General features: G+C 44.2%; 14 protein-coding genes, 1 tRNA gene and 1 pseudogene. 2 read left to right on the top strand and 14 right to left on the bottom strand.

What is annotated here, in order from left to right:
• Positions 1-272: 272 nt before the first annotated feature.
• From hmpA to UB32_RS16550, 8 genes and pseudogenes are all read right to left on the bottom strand, one after another.
• Positions 273-1,487 (bottom strand): NO-inducible flavohemoprotein, encoded by a 1,215-nt coding sequence (gene hmpA, locus UB32_RS16585; RefSeq protein WP_044395776.1) that lies wholly within the window; start codon positions 1,485-1,487, stop codon positions 273-275.
• Between the two features lie 609 nt (positions 1,488-2,096).
• Positions 2,097-2,548 (bottom strand): annotated as a pseudogene (locus tag UB32_RS19635) (enolase C-terminal domain-like protein); the annotation flags it as partial.
• A 99-nt stretch (positions 2,549-2,647) separates the two neighbouring features.
• A complete protein-coding gene (locus UB32_RS20885; protein WP_431305981.1) occupies positions 2,648-2,773 on the bottom strand; it encodes a hypothetical protein in 126 nt (41 codons plus the stop codon).
• A complete protein-coding gene (locus UB32_RS16570) occupies positions 2,754-4,244 on the bottom strand; it encodes an o-succinylbenzoate--CoA ligase (protein ID WP_044395772.1) in 1,491 nt (496 codons plus the stop codon). The genes UB32_RS20885 and UB32_RS16570 overlap by 20 nt, the downstream gene beginning before the upstream one ends.
• Before the next feature lie 70 nt (positions 4,245-4,314).
• Positions 4,315-5,133 (bottom strand): 1,4-dihydroxy-2-naphthoyl-CoA synthase, encoded by an 819-nt coding sequence (menB, locus tag UB32_RS16565; protein ID WP_044395770.1) that lies wholly within the window; start codon positions 5,131-5,133, stop codon positions 4,315-4,317.
• Between the two features lie 14 nt (positions 5,134-5,147).
• Positions 5,148-5,957 carry a 2-succinyl-6-hydroxy-2,4-cyclohexadiene-1-carboxylate synthase gene (gene menH, locus UB32_RS16560; RefSeq protein ID WP_128721576.1) on the bottom strand — a complete coding sequence of 270 codons (810 nt, stop codon included), beginning with the start codon at positions 5,955-5,957 and terminating at the stop codon, positions 5,148-5,150.
• Complete coding sequence (menD, locus tag UB32_RS16555) at positions 5,954-7,705, bottom strand: 2-succinyl-5-enolpyruvyl-6-hydroxy-3-cyclohexene-1-carboxylic-acid synthase (RefSeq protein ID WP_044395768.1); 1,752 nt, start codon at positions 7,703-7,705, stop codon at positions 5,954-5,956. Before menD ends, menH begins: the two co-directional genes overlap by 4 nt.
• Positions 7,702-9,108, bottom strand: coding sequence for an isochorismate synthase (locus tag UB32_RS16550; RefSeq protein WP_044395766.1), 1,407 nt, complete (start codon positions 9,106-9,108; stop codon positions 7,702-7,704). The genes menD and UB32_RS16550 overlap by 4 nt, the downstream gene beginning before the upstream one ends.
• A 300-nt stretch (positions 9,109-9,408) precedes the next feature.
• Between UB32_RS16550 and UB32_RS16545 the strand changes: the two genes are divergently transcribed.
• Positions 9,409-10,341 carry a 1,4-dihydroxy-2-naphthoate polyprenyltransferase gene (locus UB32_RS16545; RefSeq protein WP_044395764.1) on the top strand — a complete coding sequence of 311 codons (933 nt, stop codon included), beginning with the start codon at positions 9,409-9,411 and terminating at the stop codon, positions 10,339-10,341.
• 106 nt (positions 10,342-10,447) lie between these two features.
• On the top strand, positions 10,448-11,200 hold the full coding sequence (locus tag UB32_RS16540; protein ID WP_044395762.1) for a TraR/DksA C4-type zinc finger protein: 753 nt from the start codon (positions 10,448-10,450) through the stop codon (positions 11,198-11,200).
• Positions 11,201-11,238: 38 nt separating this feature from the next.
• On the opposite strand, the gene UB32_RS16535 is transcribed toward UB32_RS16540, so the two are convergent.
• From UB32_RS16535 to UB32_RS16510, 6 genes are all read right to left on the bottom strand, one after another.
• On the bottom strand, positions 11,239-13,641 hold the full coding sequence (locus UB32_RS16535; protein ID WP_044395760.1) for a glycogen/starch/alpha-glucan phosphorylase: 2,403 nt from the start codon (positions 13,639-13,641) through the stop codon (positions 11,239-11,241).
• Positions 13,631-15,082 carry a glycogen synthase GlgA gene (gene glgA / locus UB32_RS16530; RefSeq protein ID WP_044395758.1) on the bottom strand — a complete coding sequence of 484 codons (1,452 nt, stop codon included), beginning with the start codon at positions 15,080-15,082 and terminating at the stop codon, positions 13,631-13,633. Before glgA ends, UB32_RS16535 begins: the two co-directional genes overlap by 11 nt.
• Positions 15,079-16,107, bottom strand: a complete 1,029-nt coding sequence (locus UB32_RS16525; protein WP_044395756.1) for a sugar phosphate nucleotidyltransferase — start codon at positions 16,105-16,107, stop codon at positions 15,079-15,081. The genes glgA and UB32_RS16525 overlap by 4 nt, the downstream gene beginning before the upstream one ends.
• A gap of 23 nt (positions 16,108-16,130) precedes the next feature.
• The gene (locus UB32_RS16520; RefSeq protein WP_044395754.1) at positions 16,131-17,279 is read right to left on the bottom strand and encodes a glucose-1-phosphate adenylyltransferase; all 1,149 of its coding nucleotides are present in this window, start codon (positions 17,277-17,279) and stop codon (positions 16,131-16,133) included.
• Positions 17,197-19,155, bottom strand: a complete 1,959-nt coding sequence (gene glgB / locus UB32_RS16515) for a 1,4-alpha-glucan branching protein GlgB (protein ID WP_044395752.1) — start codon at positions 19,153-19,155, stop codon at positions 17,197-17,199. Before glgB ends, UB32_RS16520 begins: the two co-directional genes overlap by 83 nt.
• 857 nt (positions 19,156-20,012) lie before the next feature.
• A tRNA-Glu gene (locus UB32_RS16510) sits at positions 20,013-20,082 on the bottom strand.

Genomic DNA, 20,082 nt, shown 5'->3' with positions numbered 1-20,082 from the left:
CCCTTATGCGAGCATTTCCACCTCTATAAGGGCATCTTTCATGCGGAATGATACCTTGGAAGCAATTTCACAGTTACTTCTCTTATTAATATAATTTTTGTCATTTGGATCATCGAAATAAGTAAATCTGTTTCCATTTTTTTATCCTAATACATCTTTGACTTCATCGGGCGGTCCAAAACGTCTCAAGGGGCTAGACGCTGGAGCTGGACAATTCTCGAGGTAAATTTCAAAAAAAGAGGCGGACTCAAATGGCCGCCTCTCTTCTTGTTTTATGCTTCTAGGCTTGCCATTGGTCCAAAAAATTCAAAGTGAATTCGGTCTTCTGTTACACCTAATGCTTTTAAGGAAGAATTGACTGCTTTCATAAATGGTACCGGGCCGCAAAAATAGAAGTCTGCTTGGTCAAGATCAATATTTTCCTTGAGCCATTTTTTGGTAATATATCCTTCCACATCAAAGCTGTTACTCTGGCGGTCTTCTTCGGTTGGCTGGTCGTAGAATACGACAGAATTCACCTTTGCTTTTGCTGCTGTTGCTGCTACTTCTTCCTTCAGGGCATGCACTTTTCCGTTCAGGGCTGCATGAATAAAGGTAACTTCTTTTTCTGGATTCAACTCCGCTACGGTGTTCAGCATGCTGACCATTGGAGTCAGGCCAACACCGCCGCTTAGCAAGACAACGGGTGTATCCCTTTCTGTATCAAGGAAAAAGTCGCCTGCTGGTGCACTAATTTGCAAAACTTCGCCTTCCTCTACACTGTTGTGCAAGTAATTCGAGACTTTGCCATCCGGAGTTTCGATGCCAGCTTCTTTTTTTACGCTGATACGATAATAGTCTTTTCCCGGTGCATCAGACAAACTGTACTGGCGAATATGGGTAAACTCTTCGCCTTCGATCTCTAACTTGATGCTAATATACTGTCCTGGTTTGAATGAAGCAAGTGCCTTACCGTCAATCGGCTTCAAATAGAAAGAAGTGATGACTTCACTTTCCTCAACCTTGTTCGCAACAATAAATGGACGGAATCCCTTCCAGCCGCCGTTTTGACTTGCAGCTTCATCGTACATTTCCGCCTCGACAGAGATGAATGCGTCTGCGATCACGTCATATGCTTCGGTCCATGCATGGATAATTTCATCTGTAGCCGCATCTCCAAGAACTTCCTTTATTCCTAGCAGCAAATACTTTCCAACGATTGGGTAATGCTCTGGCAGGATGCCTAGACTGCGATGCTTATGAGCGATCTGGTTCACAACCGGCAGAATCATTTCAAGGTTATCGATGTATTTTGCAGCAGCATAGACAGTACCTGCAAGTGCTCTTTGCTGTCTGCCCTGCTTTTGGTTTGCATGGTTAAAAATGTTCAGTAACTCTGGATGGTTTTCAAACATTCTTTTATAAAAAACGGTCGTAATTTGTTCTCCGTGCTCTTCAAGGACTGGTACTGTCGATTTAATGATGTCAATTGTTTTTTGATCTAGCATGTCAAACACTCCCTTATGATGTATGTCCATATTTTGTAGTTTACCTTATTCCCATAGTGATTATAATAAATTATTTCCGCAAACTAAGTGATGCAAATCACACTATAGTAAAATAGTTCTTTAGAACGATAACACAGGAATTAACCTAAATTGTTGACGAGTAGATAAGAAAAACCGGGCAAAAATCGCATGGTTCTTTTTTGGGTTTGGCTGATAACCGATTTTCACCCCAAATACTCACAGGATCGGTTTTTTTGGTAAGAACTTAGAACCTGTCAAAATAACGGGGCTTTCTTGACAACTTCCCGCTCTACACCTCCAAACCTGTCAAAATAACAGGGCTTTCTTGACAACTTTTCGCTCTACATCCTCAAACCTGTCAAAATAAATTTGTCCAGCACCAGCACTTAGCCCAATGCTTAGGCAAGCCGTTTGCCGCTAACTCCTTGAGACGTTTTTCGCCTTCGTGTCTATCAACAAAAAAGATTCGTTTAAGATTATTTGGCTCCATGCCTCGATTTTCCTGCAATTGCAAAAAAAGGGTAAACATATAATCTCTGATATTAAAAAAATAAAAGCACTGCCTAAGCAGTGCTCTCTCCACCATTTCTAAAGCTGAAACCGTTCTTCAAGAACAGTAACTTCCTTGATTCGTTGTCTATTCAATTCAAAGCAGATGCCAGGCCTGTCTGGCACTTGGATCATTCCGTTTTCCACCTCAATCTCAGGCTGAATGATATCTTGTTCTCAATAGCGGTCTGATCCAGAGATATCGCCTGGGATTGTAAATCCAGGAAGTGAAGCAAGCGCAATATTATGTGCTCTTGAAATGCCGAATTCCATCATGCCCCCGCCCAGACAGGAATGCCTTTTGAGTGGCAGTAATCATGGATTTTTTTTGCTTCGCCAATCCCACCGACCCGGCCAACTTTTATATTGATGACGCCGCAGCTGGCAAGTTCGATTGCATTCTTGGCGTCTTCAAAAGTAACGATACTTTCATCCAGGCAAATGTGGGTTTTGAGTTGGTACTGAAGCTTGGCATGATCAAGAATATCATCATCAAAAAGTCTTTCAGCATATGGTAAGCGGTTTGCACCGTTTCCTCCGTATACCATGGAGATGAAAATGCTACCCCTTCCCCATATCCAATAATGCCATTACGATCCCACTTCTATAATGATCGCTTCCCTGTCGGTCACCGACTCTAAATGAGTCATGAAGGGCTGCTTCAATTGCATGTTAATCACCTTTAAATGGACGGATTTAATGTTCACTTTCGTCACGCTCCGCTTCCAGCCATTCACGCAGAGTGCGTCTTAGTAATTTCTTTGCAGCATTGCGCGGCAGGCGGTCAACAAAGTAAACCTTTTTCGGAACCTTATATTTGGCTAATTTCCGTTCACAAAACGCAAACAAATCTTCCCCTCGTAGGCCCGATTCTTTTTTCACAATAAAAGCGACAGGCATCTGTCCCCATTGCTCATCAGACATTCCAATCACGCCGGCATCAGCAACCCCGGGATGGGACTGCAGGACGCCTTCAATCTCAGCGGGATAAATATTTTCTCCGCCAGAAATAATCAAATCGGAACGGCGGTCCAGAACATACAGGAATCCTTGATCATCTATATAGCCTATATCGCCTGTATAGAGCCAGCTATCGCGGATTTTATCAGCTGTTTCTTCAGGGCGATTCAAGTACCCGGCCGTCACGTTTGGACCTTTTACAATAATTTCTCCCTCTGCACCAGGCGGGACTATTTCGCCAGCATCGTTGACGATTTGAATTTGATTAGGGAACAATGCCTTCCCAGCAGATCCCAGCCGTTCCATGCTGTATTCAGGTGACAATGTTACCACTTGTGACGAGGTTTCTGTCATCCCATACGTTTGAAATACAGGGATCTCTTTTTCCAAACAGGCTTGAAGTAACGGCAATGTAGCTGGCCCTCCACCCAACAGCATGCAGCGGAAGGAATCCGGCAATTTGTTTTCGCCCATTCGGTCGATGATCCGCCTTAACATCGTACTGACAACCGACAGAATCGTTATGTCGTATCGCCCAATGTCTTCGAGTACCTTTTTCTCATCAAAGGAAGAATGTAAGACAATCGGCATTCCATATATTTGTCCTCTCATTAAAATCGAATAACCGCTGATATGGAAAATCGGCACAGTACAAAGCCATTTATCATGAACATGTAATCCTAGGTTAAGCGCAGAAGCATTCGTGCTCCACCAATGATTTCCATAAGTTTGCATGACCCCTTTCGGATTGCCGGTCGTGCCCGATGTGTACATGATAGAAGTAACTTCATTCAGCTCGTACTCGTCAAGAATGAAGGGAGTTATTCCGTTTGTTTCTAACAAGTCTTTGGTGCTAATCTTTCTTGCATTTGCAGGAACTTCTGACACCTTCCCATTGAACCGTGTTTCGTACACAAGTACCGTCGCTTGGCTATCATCCAGCTGCCAAACCAGCTCTTCTGCTGTTAGGCGATGGTTCAAAATAACCACCCTGATTCCTGCCATTTGTAAAGCGTATAAAATAAAGACAGCTTCCGCTTGATTGGAAAACAGCACAGCAGCTGTTCCACCCTTTTTCAGACCCAATGCTTCCAGTTTTCCTGCGTACCATTTTGCCTTTTCAAACACTTGTTGATAGGTATAGGCATGTTCTTCAAAGATTAGCGCTACCCGGTCCGGAGATAGCTCAGCCCGCTTTTTCAGCCAATTCGGCATCGTTTCAGCCATGGTTGTCATCCTTTCTCTCTATACTAAAACAGCTTGATGGAAGGCCATCAAGCTGTGTCAAACTTCATAATCAAGGGAACCTAGGAAACTGGCCAAAGTTTGGCTTGCGTTTTTCCTTGAACGCATCGCGGCCTTCCTTCGCTTCATCTGTTGTGTAGTAAAGCAAGGTTGCATCTCCTGCCATTTGCTGAAGTCCGGCAAGCCCATCCGTATCAGCGTTCATTGCAGCCTTCAGGAAACGAAGTGCAGTTGGGCTCTTTTCGAGCATTTCTTCACACCATTTGATCGTTTCCTCTTCAATTTGAGCAAGAGGCACAACTGTGTTAACTAGGCCCATCTCCAAAGCTTCCTGTGCATTGTACTGACGGCAAAGGTACCAGATTTCACGAGCCTTTTTATGACCTACAATTCTTGCGAGGTAGCCTGAACCATACCCTGCATCAAAGCTTCCTACTTTAGGACCTGTCTGGCCGAAAATAGCATTATCCGCCGCAATAGTCAGGTCACATACGACATGGAGCACATGGCCGCCGCCGATTGCATAGCCTTTTACCTGTGCGATGACTGGTTTAGGGATAACCCGAATCAGGCGCTGCAGGTCCAGGACATTCAAGCGGGGAATTTCGTCTTCGCCAACGTACCCACCATGTCCGCGCACCTTCTGGTCTCCGCCAGAGCAGAATGCATCGTCTCCAGCCCCAGTAAGGACAATTACGCCAACACTCGAATCATCACGAGCAAAAGAAAATGCATCGATCATTTCCATAACTGTTTTAGGACGGAAAGCATTGCGCACTTCTGGACGGTTAATAGTGATTCTTGCAATGCCATTATATGTTTCATACAGAATATCTTCGTAATTGCGTTCTGACACCCACTCAACTGTCATTTTGATACCCCCTATTATGTATTCAACAAAAACTCACTTACTATTGTACCAAATTTTTGTTGCTCTTCCACATGAATTGCATGTCCACATCCATTTATCGTCAAATTTGTCGATTTCGGCAGTTTTGCCGCCATGTCGGCGGCTATTTCGCAAAATTTATCATCAAGCTCTCCTGTAATCAGCAGGGTGTCGAAATCAAAGTTCACGAGCGCATCCCACCAGGACGGCTGTTTACCAGTTCCCATACCCCGCAGGCTGTTTGCCAGCCCGACTGGATCATTCTTCAGCCTTTGACTTCTTATTTGTTCCCTTACTTTTTCCGGCAGATTCTGTTGTGATTGAAAAAGCGGGATCGATTGCCAAAAATCGATGAATTTTTCTATGCCTTCCTCTTCCATTTTGACTGCCAATTTTTCGTCCTGTATGATTCGTGCTTGACGCTCTTCAGGCGTTTTCAGTCCAGGTGTCGTGCTCTCAAGAACGAGTTTCCTTACTCTTCCAGGATACAGACTAGCAAAAGCAATCGCTATCCGACCGCCCATTGAGTAGCCAAGCAAGTCTACTTTTTCAATACCGAACTGATCTAAAAGAACCTTAAGGTCATTTGTTGCCTGCTTGATATCATATCGCTTCATATCGCCTGGCGATTCAGTCTCTCCATGCCCAATGAGATCCAACAACACCAATTCTGAATGCTGTCCCCATACCGGACAAAACGGCTTCCATGTAGAAGCCGCTCCGGTAAAACCGTGAAGCAATACGAGCGGAAATCCGCTGCCGTATCGCTCGACATGATACTGGATTCCATTAATCATCGTTTTCAAGTTTCATCACCTTTTACCATTGCGCTTATTTCCCGGGAAACAGATTTCCACAAATTTCGATGTTCGGTCATGTTCGACTCCCTTGTTGTGCGAATTTCCATTACCTTCAAGCCTTCAACGTGCTGGTTTTCGGTAAATGTCTTGGAAAAATGCGTCCAGTCTTTTATCAGGTCGTATTTTCCTTTGTACATTGCAACTACATGACGGAAATCAAGATCGAGCGGAGTGCCAAAAAGCATCTCGAAATGCTTTGGTTCATTTGCCTGGGGCAGGAAGGAGAAGATTCCTCCGCCATTATTATTAATTAGTAAAATGTTAATATTGATAGCATATAATTTTGACGCCAATAGCCCATTCAAGTCATGATAGAAAGTTAAATCCCCGAGCACGAGGTAACATGGCTGCGATACACTCGCTACCCCAATGGCAGTAGACACAATTCCGTCGATGCCATTGGCTCCTCTGTTGGCCATGACTCTAATTTTCTTTTTATTGAACAGAAAAAAGGAATCGAGGTCGCGGATCGGCATGCTGTTGCCGACGAATAGAGTCGCACCTTCAGGAAGCATTTCATTTAGCAGATGGAACAGCTTGCCTTCACTCAATTCCTCCGTATCGGCAATTCCGATTAGCTGGTGCCTTGCCGTATCGTTTAACGCAAGCCACTTATCCAAGTAAGCAGTTTCAGGAACATAGTCGACCAAACTGCTGATCTTCTCACAAAAAAGTGCTTCATCACAATAATACATATCGTTAGCCGACATAGTAGGTTCACGCCAGCCGGCACCACTATCAATCACAATCTGCCGGGCATGGCGGTTCTCTTTGATAAAGGTGGTCAGCGCCTTTGACACAGGCATCGCACCAAAGCGGATGATCACATCGGGTTTTAATGCTTCCTTTGCGTCTTCGTTACGCAAAAACGCATCATATGTATCGACAATATGCCTTCCGTCATGTTCACCGCTGCGCAGCTGTGATAGCGGGTCGGCGATTATTGGGAATTTCAGGATGTCTGCAAGTGCCAATACGCGTTCAGTAAAATCATCGCTGTCAATTTGCCCGCAGACGATCATCCCGTTTTTATAGACTGCAAGCTCTTCCGCAATCCTTGCAAACATGGCATCTGATAAACTGATACGTCCGGTTTGGATTTCGACATATCTGCCAGTACGATCAGTCAGTTCGAACAATTTTTCATCCAACTTCGGAATCAATGGTTCCCTGAACGGAAAGTTCAAATGGACTGGTCCCTGCGGATAACTAGATGCTGTTGCAACTGCTCTGCTACAAACAGTACGAGCATAGCGAATCATTTCCTCTGTTTTGTCAGGCAGCGACATCTCTACAAACCATTTAACATTCTTACCATACAAATGGATTTGGTCGATTGCCTGCGGCGCTCCGACATCGCGCAGTTCATGCGGCCGATCAGCTGTCAGAACGATCAGCGGAACCCTTGAAATACGTGCTTCTATGACTGCAGGGTAATAATTGGCCGCGGCCGTTCCAGATGTACAAAGGAGTGCGACGGGTTTTCGGGTTGCCTTGGCAATTCCGAGGGCGAAAAAGGACGCAGAACGCTCATCAACGAGAATATGGGTTCTCAGCTCAGGATGCTCTGCGATCACCAGTGCCATTGGCGTTGATCTCGAACCAGGACTGATAACAACATCCTTCACTCCAGTTATGGATAATTCTGCAACAAATGCAGCAATATACGCTGTTAAATCTTGCTGGTCACTCATGTTATCTTTCCTCCAAGCGCTGTAAGCATCGGCCGGAACTTGATGCTAGTTTCTTTGTATTCACTTTCGGCATTTGAATCTGCCACGACTCCACATCCGGCAAATAAGGAAGCCTCTTTCCCCTGAATCAGTCCAGACCTAATCGCTACCGCAAATTCGCCGTTTCCCTGATAGTCCATCCAGCCAACCGGTGCGGCGTACAGTCCTCTGTCCAACTGCTCCATTTCCCTAATTTTCTCGATAGCTGCCTGTTTTGGCAAACCTCCAAGAGCTGGAGTCGGATGGAGCCTGTTTACAAGGTGAAGAATCGATGTGCCTGCCCGATTTTTACCGATGACTGGGGTATACAGATGCTGGATGTATTTCATCTTCATTAACACAGGCTGTTCTGGAAGAAGGACCTCATTACAGGTTTCCTCCATCGCCTCTTTGATCATTTCCACAACATATTGGTGTTCCATCAAATTTTTCTGATCAGATAAAAGTTCACTGCCAAGCCTGTCATCTTCTTCAGGCGTATTCCCCCTTGCAATTGAACCTGCAAGGCATGCTGAATACAGGCTTTTCCCTTCTTTTTTGACCAGCCTTTCGGGTGAGGCACCGATAAAACAATCGTTATTGGATTCTAAAACAAATGTAAAGCTGTCGTTCTGATGATCTAAAAGATTCACCAGAACCCTTTCTGCCTGAACTTCTTCATCGAAATGCAGTCGTAGTTCCCTGGCGAGGACAACCTTTTTCAGTTCGCTTTGTTTCAAATCTTTCACGACATGTGTGATCGCCTGCTTCCATGCTTCCGGCTCGATTTCCACCATTTTCTTGAGTTTTGGCTGAGCGAATGACTGTTTCATGGCTGCCTTCGAGAGTACTTCTTGGCGTTCCCTAGACACCTTCTCAAATAAAGTAAGATCATCATGATGGGTACAAATGACGTTTGTCGTTAGAAACATCTCACCATTGCTCAAAGTCAGCATATATTTTGGAATTTGAAACAATGCTTCAGGAAACTTCGACCATAAAGCAGTTCCCTGTTTCTGCGGGTCAAAGGAGAAGCCTCCGAACAAAGTCGGGCCCATTCCATTGCGCTGGTATTTATTAATGATTAGTGCGGAATCCATGAAGCGCTTCCACTCTTTTTCAACATGAAAAAAGCGGTCAGCTGCCTGATCCGACTGAATTTGACCGCAAATCCCCAATCCCGCAAGGACTAGTTTTCCCTCAGGATCCTTCCAGAAAAAACGTTCTCCTAAGTACTTTTCCCGTCCTGCAGCAAAAAAATCAACTGGATCGAGATGCTCTATTTTATGAACCTCGCTCACCAAAATCGACTGTGATCGTCCCTTGGCACGCGCTATTCCATTAAAAATTCCCTGTTTTAGTTCCGTTTCCTGAATGGCAACCAAAAAAATCCCCCCAATAACAGCCTCTCCACTGTTATCAAACGTTTAAAAGCTTATTTTAAGATACACCTCATACCTCATGATGTCAATTATAGCAGGCTTTTTAGCGGAAAAGCTTTGCATAAAACTGGGGAAATCCCCTGCTTATACGTGAAAATACTAATTGACAGTGGATATGTGAATATCTACACTTATAATTGTAAGGGAATTTAGCTGATATGGGCATGGTGTTTTTGACAATTTTCGTTCTTTTAGATAAAATAGTAAGGTTTGATAGATTGATACTAAGGGAGAGAATTAGATATGCAATCACAGCTACAGCATAATTCTTCGCCAACAGTGGAGAAAGCAAGCTGGAAAGTCTGGTGGCAATTAACCCGTCCTCATACTTTGACTGCCGCATTTGCTCCTGTGCTTCTCGGCACTGCTTTAGCGATAGAAAACAGCGGCCGCATCCATTGGGGTATGTTTCTGTCCATGCTCGTCGCTAGCCTGTTTATCCAAGCAGCAACAAATATGTTCAATGAATATTATGATTTTAAACGCGGACTAGATAACGAGAATTCTGTTGGAATTGGCGGCGCAATTGTCCGCCATGGGATTCAGCCCAAAACAGTCTTGAATCTAGCATTCAGCCTTTATGGAATTTCCGTATTACTCGGTGCCTATATCTCCATTAGCACAAGCTGGTGGGTCGCAGCTGTCGGAGTTGTCTCCCTGGCTGCCGGTTATCTATACACAGGCGGTCCGCTGCCAATTGCTTATACTCCATTTGGCGAGCTTGTGTCTGGATTTTTTATGGGTATTTTAATCATATTGATCTCGTTCTATATTCAGACTGGAACCGTTACGTCGACCAGTGTACTCGTATCGTTCCCGAGCTTTTTGCTAGTTGGGGCAATCCTGCTTGCCAATAATATTCGCGACCTTGACGGCGACAAAGAGTTTGGCCGAAAAACGCTCGCCATCCTGCTTGGAAGGACTGGCGCCATCCGCTTGCTTGCGGGCATGTTCGCTTTATCTTATATATGGGTAATCGGCCTAATCTTTGCGGGTGTCGTATCACCATGGCTGGCGATTGTCGCACTTAGCATTCCGTCAGCAATCAAAGCAACTAAAGGGTTTATTGGAAATTCCAATCCTTTGCAAATGATGCCAGCAATGGCTGCAACGGCAAAGACCAACACGATCTTTGGTCTGCTTTTATCCGTCGGCATTTTCCTCAGCTTGTTGTAAATTATTCGAAAAGCTTCTGTCCTTGGACCGAAGCTTTTTCTATGTTTCCCTTAATGATGAGTGGGTATTAAATACATACAACTCGAATGAAGAAGGATGTGTAATCGTGCTAATAAAGGACCAGCTCCATAACTTGAAGCAAGCACTTCTATCTGAAAAAGAAACACTTCAATCTCAAATAAATCAGAATGAAGAGGAAGGATATCTTAATGACAGCCAACAAGAACTTTCTTCCTATGATAACCATCCTGCCGACAGCGGCACAGAGCTGTTTGAGCGCAGCAAAAGCTTGGCGATCGATGAACACCATGGTGACCAGATATCCAAAGTGGAGAACGCCCTGCAGGCGATTGAGGCTGGAACATACGGAAAATGTGCCGAATGCGGGAAAGATATTCCATACGAACGACTCGAAGCAATTCCCTACACGTTATATTGCGTCGAACACTCACCGGAACAGAAAATATCAAATGAACGTCCAGCCGAAGAAGACGTATTGGAATACAGCCACGAAGCGGATTTTGACAGAAGGCAGAATGAGGAGACGACAGATAATAGGAATAGCTTCCATGATGTAGCTGAATTTGGAACCTCGGAAACACCTTCCGACTTTACAGGAGACCACGGAGACTACAGCAAGCTTTACATTGATAATGAATCTGAGCGTGGATTCACTGAAGACTATGAAACCTTCAGCGCCACAGATATCGAAGGCGAGGACCGGAAAGTATTCGAAAGCGACAGCGAAAAGGATTATGAAGAAAAGCTCGACGAAACGGGAATGGAGTCCGAACTAGGCGACATCCCTTACAAACAAGAAGATAGTTATGTAGAGGAACGAAAAAAGAATAAGAAATAAGACAAATCAGGCCAAACCGTCTCCGGTTGGCCTGATTTCTATACTTTCAAAGCAGAGTGAACTTTCCAGATGTCATCTGCATATTCTCTGACCGTTCTGTCGCTAGAGAAATATCCGGATTGAGCAATATTAACTAAACTCATCCGCAGCCATTTGCCCCGGTCTAAATACTTTCGGCTGACTTCCAAATGTGCCTCTGCATAGGAAGCAAAGTCCTTCAGCACAAAATATTGATCATTATGCCCGAGCAATGTGTCATATACTTCATTGAAGTGATTGTCCGTATCAGGGAAAAATCCATTCACTAGCTGATCAACGATTTCCCGGATCCTTGCGTCGTGGTGATAGTACTCAAGTGAATGATAGCCGCCGTTATTTTGGTAATCGAGCACTTCCTCTGCACTCAATCCGAACAGGAAGATGTTCTCCCTGCCAACCCTCTCCGTAATCTCTACATTGGCCCCATCCAGCGTTCCCAATGTTAAAGCTCCGTTCATCATGAATTTCATATTACCTGTTCCGGAAGCTTCCTTGCTCGCCGTTGAAATCTGCTCACTGATATCCGCAGCCGGAAAAATTTCTTCGGCCAGGGAGACACGATAATTTTCAAGAAAAACGACCTTCAGCTTATCTTTCGTCGCCGGGTCCTTGTTCACCTTATCCGCAACACTGTTTATGAGTTTTATTACTTTTTTAGCAAAATAATACCCAGGGGAAGCCTTAGCGCCAAAAATGAATGTCCGCGGAGATAACAGAGCATCCGGGTCTTTTTTCAATTCATTATACAAATGCATGATGTGCAGCACATTCAACAGCTGCCGCTTATAAGCATGAAGCCTTTTTACCTGTACATCAAAAATCGACTCTGTATCAATCTCTATCCCTGTTTTGTCCAAAATCGTCTTTGCTAGCCGTTCCTTATTCCTCTGCTTTATTTCATGCAATTTACCCAAAAAGACTGAATCAGTGTTGTAGCGCATCAACTCCGCCAGCTTATGCGGTTCCCCAATCCAATCTGGTCCAATTGCATCGGTAATCAATCCTGACAACCCTGGGTTTGCCTTCAGCAGCCAGCGGCGATGAGTAATGCCGTTCGTCTTGTTATTGAATCGCTCAGGATAAAATTGATAAAACAAGTTCATTTCCCGATTTTTCAAGATTTCCGTATGCAGTTTTGCCACTCCATTAATGCTGTGACTGCCGACAATTGCAAGCGGAGCCATTCTGACCTCGCCATGAGCGATGACTGCCATCCTTTCCACCCTGTCCCAATCTCCCGGATATTGCTTCCATACCTCCTTACAGAAACGCTCGTTGATCTCCTCAATAATCATGAAGATTCGCGGGAGCAATGGCTGAAAAATCCGCAATGGCCACCTTTCCAATGCCTCAGCAAGCGTTGTATGGTTCGTATAAGAAAGCGTTTGTACAGTAATACGCCACGCTTCATCCCAGCCAAGCCCCTCATCATCCATGAGAATCCTCATTAACTCAGGGACTGCAATCGCGGGGTGAGTATCATTAATGTGGATGCTCACATAATCTTGGAACGCTAGCAAGCTCTTATTCTTCTTTTTAAACGATTTAACAATCGCCTTCAGGCTAGCGGCAACAAGGAAATATTGCTGCTTCAGCCGAAGGATTTTTCCTTCATCATGAGTATCATCCGGATATAAAAACTCCGAGACCGATTCCGTCTCTTTCTTATATTTAAAAATATCTGCATGAGCCGGAAATCTCGCCGGCTCGGCATTCCAGAGGCGAAGGGTGTTTACCGTCTGAGTATGATAGCCGATGACCGGGAGATCGTATGGAATCGCCATTATCGGCTCGGCATTCAGGTGTCTGAAAACGAGTCGGCCATTTTCCATTCTCGTCTCAATTTCTCCCCAAAAAGGAATCTCCACTGCATCATCCGTCTTGCGCACCTCCCAAACATGGCCGTGTCTGAGCCATTGTTCCGGAAGTTCCACCTGATAGCCATCAACGATTTTTTGCTCAAACAAGCCATGCTTGTACCGAATTCCCAAGCCATGTCCAGGCAAATCAAGCGATGCAAGCGAATCAAGGAAACAGGCGGCAAGACGGCCAAGACCGCCATTGCCAAGACCAGCGTCTGCCTCGATTTCCTCCAATTGATCGAGTTCAATCCCAAGTTCCCTTAGCCCCTTGCACACGACCTCTTCCACACCTAAATTAAGCAGATTATGTCTTAACAGCCGTCCAAGCAGAAATTCGATCGACAAGTAATACACCTGTTTTTTCGCTCCAGCACGATATAGTTCATTTGTTTGAATCCAATCAGCACTCACATATTCCCTGATCATATGCCCAAGAGTTTGAAATTGCTCCTGGCTCGTACTTTCTTCAAAGCTTGTTCCAAACATCATCTCGAGTTTTTTCAAGAATGCGGTTTTGAATTTGGGAACACTAGAAAACATGCGTTTCACTCCTTGAGATGAGATCAGAATACAAGTCATTGTATTGTCTTGCTGACTGAGCCCAGCTATAGTCTGTTTCCATCGCTTTAGCCATCAGCTGTTGCCATTTTTCACGCTGCTGATAAATCGACAAGGCTCTTTCAATCGTAAAAAGCATATCATGGGCATTAAAGTTTGCAAAAGGAAAACCATTGCCCTGTCCGTTCTCCTCATTATACGGCTGGACCGTATCGTTCAGCCCGCCCGTCTCTCTGACAATTGGAATCGATCCATAGCGCATCGCAATCATCTGACTCAAACCGCAAGGCTCGAACTTTGATGGCATCAAAAATAAATCCGATCCTGCGTACACCTGATGCGCTAAATTTTCATCAAAACCAATATAGATCCCACACTGGTCTGGATACTGTGCAGCCATGTCCCTGAAGAACTGCTCAAACTCATGGTCACCGGTGCCAAGAACAACTAACTGCAAACCCGTTGCCATGATTTCATGGAAAACTTCCTTGACCAATTCAAGGCCCTTTTGCTTCGTAAGCCTTGTGATCATCGCCATGACCGGTGTATCCTCCTTTAACGGCAAGCCAAAACTGGTCTGTACCTGAAGCTTGTTGATCACTCTCCGTTCAAGCACCCCTGCTCCAAAATTGGCGGCCAGACCTGGATCACTTTCGGGGTCATAAGCATCATGATCAATCCCATTCAAAATCCCCGTTAGATTCTCCTGTCTTTTTCTCAACAGTCCATCCAATTTTTCACCAAAGTACTCGGTCTGAATTTCCTCCTTGTAAGTAGGGCTGACAGTCGTAATACGATCCGCTGCGATCAATGCAGCTTTCATGTAGTTAGCCATCCCGTAAAACTCCAGCTGTTCCTTATTGAAATAGGAGCTGTCAATTTGTAGCAAGTCGTCAAGCACTTCCCGCGGGAAGATCCCTTGAAATTGAAGATTATGAATCGTGAACACCGAGCGGATCGATCCATACCCGGAACGCTTATGGTACTCTGTCCGCAGCAAGAAAGGGATCATACCGGTATGCCAGTCATGGCAATGGATCACATCTGGATAAAATTCACTTTCGTCGATGAACTCAAGAACAGCTTTGCTGAAAAAAGAAAATCGCTCCCCATCATCATAATGGCCATAAAGACTATCCCGATTAAAGTAATATTCATTGTCCACAAAGTAAAATGTGACGCCATCCTGTTCAAGCGTTTCAATGCCGCAATATTGCGCGCGCCAGCCTAACTGCACAGTAAACTCTTTCCCTTTTTTCATCTCAGTCCGGAACTTTTCAGGGATCAATCCATATTTCGGTAATATTACCCTCACATCTATTCCTAATTTTTTCAGTTCTTTTGGAAGAGATCCCGCCACATCTGCCAGACCTCCTGACTTGATGAAAGGAACACATTCTGAGACTGCAAATAACACCTTCACGACTTGCTTCCCACTCCCTGGACCGTCCCTTTTCGGATGACGGCTGGTGCATCGGCTGGCGCTGTGATAACCGTTCCTGCCTCGATTCTAGCATCTTTATCCACGATGACTGATTCCAATAGACAATTCTCCTTTATTTGCGTTTTTTGCATGATAATACAATTTCGAACCACTGTACCCTTCCCGATTTTCACTCCTCTTCCAATGATGCTATTTTCAACGGTCCCCTCAATTACCCCCCCATTGGCGACCATTGAATTTTTTACCGATGCATCGACCTCGTAGCGGGTTGGAGGCTCATCCTTCACCTTTGTCAAAATAGGGCGATCTTTCGGGAATAACTCCTTCCAAACTTCAGGTTTAAGCAAATCCATGCTTACATTGAAATAATTTACGATTGAATCGACCATCACTGCGTAGCCTTTATAGTCGTAATAACAAAGCTGGAACTGACTGCTCGTATCCCTGGCAGCATCTCTCATATTGAAATAGCCGGTTTCATTCCTTGTCTTAATCAAATCCATTAGCAAAGCTTTTTCTACAAGATAAATGCCGAGTGATTTTCCGTTTTTCTGAACCTCAGTAATATCGCATCCCGACTGGATATGCCAGTCAAGCAGCGGCTGGAAATCCATATTAAAAACCGTATAGGAATTCGCAATAATCGCATAGTCCTGTGTACTCCGTTCAAAATAGTCAATGTTATCGGCAAAGTGATCCAATGTTCCAATTCCTGTATAATGATTTCCTGTATTTGACGCAGGGAAAAAAAACAAGCCATCCCTTTTTCGGTTTAAATCCCAATTCCTTCCTGAACCTAAATGATCCATCAGCGACCGGTACTGGTATTTTGGAAAAATTGCTACGCTCTCGATTCCTGAATTCACCAAATTGGAAAGAATAAAATCAATCAGCCTGTAACGTCCGCCAAAGGGAATTGCTGCTACCGATCGATGCAGAGACAAATCCTCAAGATCTTCGTGAACGGTTGTCGCATCTATTACTCCCAATAATCGTTTGTTCATTTCTATATCCTCCCGAAGTCATCTCAATTGGATTGCAATTCACCAATTGTTTCTTCCGATACTAATGTAATTTCATTGCTATCCGCATCCGGCCTAATGATTGTTCCATCCGGGACATACACGCCTGGCGACACAATTGCCTTCTCAATCACACAATTAAGGCCAATGACAGCTTCAGGCATAATAACTGTTTCCTTGACAACAGCCCCTTTTTTCACCGTCACGCCTTGGAACACAACTGTCCTAGAAACTGCCCCCTCTATTTTGCAGCCTTCATTGACCAGCGATTCTGAAACAGTTCCTTCTGGGCAAATATATTGGGGTGGCTGATTCGGGTTCACGGAATAGATTCGCCATGACTGATCAAACAAGTTTAAATCACAATCCTTATCCAATAAATCCATGTTCGCTTCCCACAAGCTCTGAATCGTACCAACATCTTTCCAATATCCTTTGAATGGATAGGCAAATAATTTCATTTTCTTTTCTAGTAAAAGTGGAATAATATCTTTGCCAAAATCATGGCTTGATTCTGGATTCAGGTCATCTCTTATCAGATATTCCCTTAAAACACTCCAGTTAAATATATAAATCCCCATCGAAGCAAGATTATTTTTCGCGTTGTCAGGTTTTTCTTCAAATTCCGTTATTCTAAGCTCGGAATCTGTATTCATGATTCCAAACCGATTGGTCTCATCCCAAGGTACTTCGATAACAGAAATCGTCACATCCGCGCCTTTTTCCTCATGATGTTGGAGCATTAATTCATAGTTCATTTTATAAATATGGTCACCTGAAAGAATCAAAACGTATTCAGGATTATATTGATCGAGATAATTCAAATTCTGAAAAATAGCGCTTGCCGTGCCAGAGTACCATTTAACTTCGGAACTTTCCGCATAAGGCGGTAGCACAGTCACTCCGCCATCCTTCCTGTCAAGGTCCCATGCACTACCAATCCCAATATAGGAGTTGAGCAGAAGCGGCTGGTATTGTGTCAACACACCCACTGTATGGATTCCTGAGTTCGTGCAATTGCTTAACGGGAAATCGATAATCCGGTACTTGCCGCCAAAAGGGACGGCGGGTTTAGCTAGGCTCTTCGTCAGTGAATGAAGACGGCTTCCTCTTCCTCCTGCCAACAGCATTGCCACGCACTTCTTCTTTTGCATGAATAGTTCTCCCCTTTCTTTTGATAACAGGGCGTAACACGGAGACACCGAATGGAGAAATACTCATCTCTATAGAAAACGGCCTTCCATGGAAAGCTATTTCTTTAGCTTTGAGAACCTTTTTATTGATCACACCCGAACCTCCAAATGCTGCCGCATCACTGTTCAAAATTTCTCGATATTCACCGGACTTTGGCACTCCAATTCTGTAATCGGTGTAAACTCTCTCTGTAAAATTACATACGACAAGCAGAACCTCATCTGGATTCTGCCCTTTCCTTATAAAAGAAAAAACAGATTGGTCGCGGTTATCCGCATCAATCCATTCAAAGCCATCATGGCTCTGGTCGATTTCATAAAATGGTTTCGAACGCTTATACAATTTGATCAATTCTTTTGTATACACGTTCACTTTTTCATGCAGGTCATACTCAAACAGATTCCAATCAAGTTGCTCCTTGTCCTTCCATTCCGCGAACTGGCCAAATTCCGTTCCCATAAAAGTCAGCTTCTTGCCGGGATGGGCAACCATGAACCCAAGCAACAGCCGGAGCTGCGCAAACTTTTGCCAGTAATCACCCGGCATTTTATCCAGCAAGGATCTCTTTCCATGGACGACTTCATCATGGGAGAAGGGAAGAATAAAGTTCTCCGAAAAAGCATAATGCAGGGAGAAGGTAATCCTATCATGGATATACTTCCTATTATGGCTTTCCTCCTCCATATACTTTAATGTGTCGTTCATCCACCCCATATTCCACTTGTATGTAAATCCAAGACCGCCATATTCCACTGGAGCTGTCACCTGTGGCCAGTCGGTCGAATCCTCCGCAATCATCAACGCACCTGGCTCAAAATCCCTTACCGCTTTATTCAGTTTCTTTAAAAACTCCACTCCAAATTGGTTTGCTGTCTGAATGGAATTTGGCCAATAAATAATATTTGCCACTGCATCCACTCTAAAGCCGTCAATATGGTATTTCTCCAACCAGAAAAGTGCGCTTGAGATAAGGAAGCTTTGTACCTCCGTTTTTCCGAGGTCGAAATTAGCTGTTCCCCAAACCATATTCTCTCGGTCATTTTCACGCTCGTACTCAAAAGTATAACCTCCATCAAATTTGTACAGCCCATGTGCATCCTTGCAAAAATGGCCGGGAATCCAATCAAGAATTACTCCAATGCCATTTTGATGGCATAAATCCACGAAATACATAAAATCATGCGGAGTACCATAACGGCTCGTAACAGAAAAATAACCGGTAGATTGATAGCCCCACGACATATCGAGCGGATGCTCAGTTAAAGGCAATAGCTCAATATGTGTATATCCATGTGAAAGAATATAAGGAATCAGCTCATCTGCAAGCTCACGATAGGTAAGATACGATCCATCAGTTTGTTTTTTCCAGGAACCTGCGTGAAGCTCATAAATGAACATAGGCATTTCAAGCGTGCTCTGCCGCTCCCGCTTTTGCAGCCATTTCTGGTCCCCCCATTGGTATCCATCAAGCGAATAAACGACCGAAGCAGTATTTGGCCTCACTTCAGAGAAGAAAGCAAACGGATCAGCTTTCAGCTTCTTCTCCCCGTCCGCAGTCAAAATCTCATATTTATATATAGCCCCAGTCAGATCACCCTCAACGGCAAGTTGCCAGACACCTTCCAGATTCACTTTGTTTAATTGATCGTTCTCCCCATTCCAATGGTTAAAATCACCCACAAGCCTCACTTCAGACGCATTCGGAGCCCACACACAAAATCGAGTATATGTTTCCGGCCCTCTTTTCATGACATGCGCACCAAACAATTTATAACTTTGATACAGGTTGCCTTCATGAAACAGATGCAATTCAAACTCTGTAGGATAAATCACCATTGCTATCGCCTGCCTTTTTTAAAACGATTAAAATTCCTTATTTCAATATTATTCTAGTTACCAGAAGGAATCCCTTGTAAACATTTTCAAAATTTTTCGACAATAATACTTATTATATCAGAAAATTCGACAAAATACACCGGCAAAGCAACAATTAACGTACTAATTCTTCCAATTCCGCCGAAATATGTGGAACGAAAGTTAGCTACATACTCGGTTAAAAACAGTTCGCAAAAAAAAATGTGTGAGATGTCATAAATCGTACCTGTAGGACCAGATTTGCAGGGATAGACGGAAATTTGTCCGAACTTGGGCCTACTTCGGACTACTTTCGTGGAAAAAGGCGGAAAGTGGTCCGAACTTGGAGCTACTTCGGACTGCTTTTGCGGAAAAAGGCGGAAAGTGATCCGAACTTGGAGCTACTTCGGACTGCTTTTGCTGGAAAAGACGGAAAGTAGTCCGAACATGGGGCTACTTCAGACTGCTTTTGCGGAAAAAGGCGGAAAGTAGTCCGAACTTGGGACTACTTCGGACTGCTTTTGCGGAAAAAGACGGAAAGTAGTCCGAACTTGGGGCTACTTCGGACTGCTTTTGCAGGAAAAGGCGGAAAGTGGTCCGAACTTGGGACTACTTCGGACTGCTTTTGCGGAAAAAGACGGAAAGCGGTACGAACTTGGGACTACTTCGGACTGCTTTTGCGGAAAAAGACGAAAAGTTGTCCGAACTTAATCTAACAGAGGAAAATTAAATCACTACATCACAATTTTTTGAGAATAATTTTTAACTTTGGATATAGTAAGATTCCAAAAAATACACATAAAAAAAACCGTTAGCATAATTGCTAACAGCTTTTCTTATGACCCCTACGGGATTCGAACCCGTGTTACCGCCGTGAAAGGGCGGTGTCTTAACCGCTTGACCAAGGGG

It is taken from the genome of Mesobacillus subterraneus, from assembly GCF_000934845.1.
Lineage (GTDB): Bacteria > Bacillota > Bacilli > Bacillales > Cytobacillaceae > Mesobacillus > Mesobacillus stamsii.
Note: the sequence above shows the minus strand (reverse complement) of the source record. Positions and strands in the feature narration are given on the sequence as shown.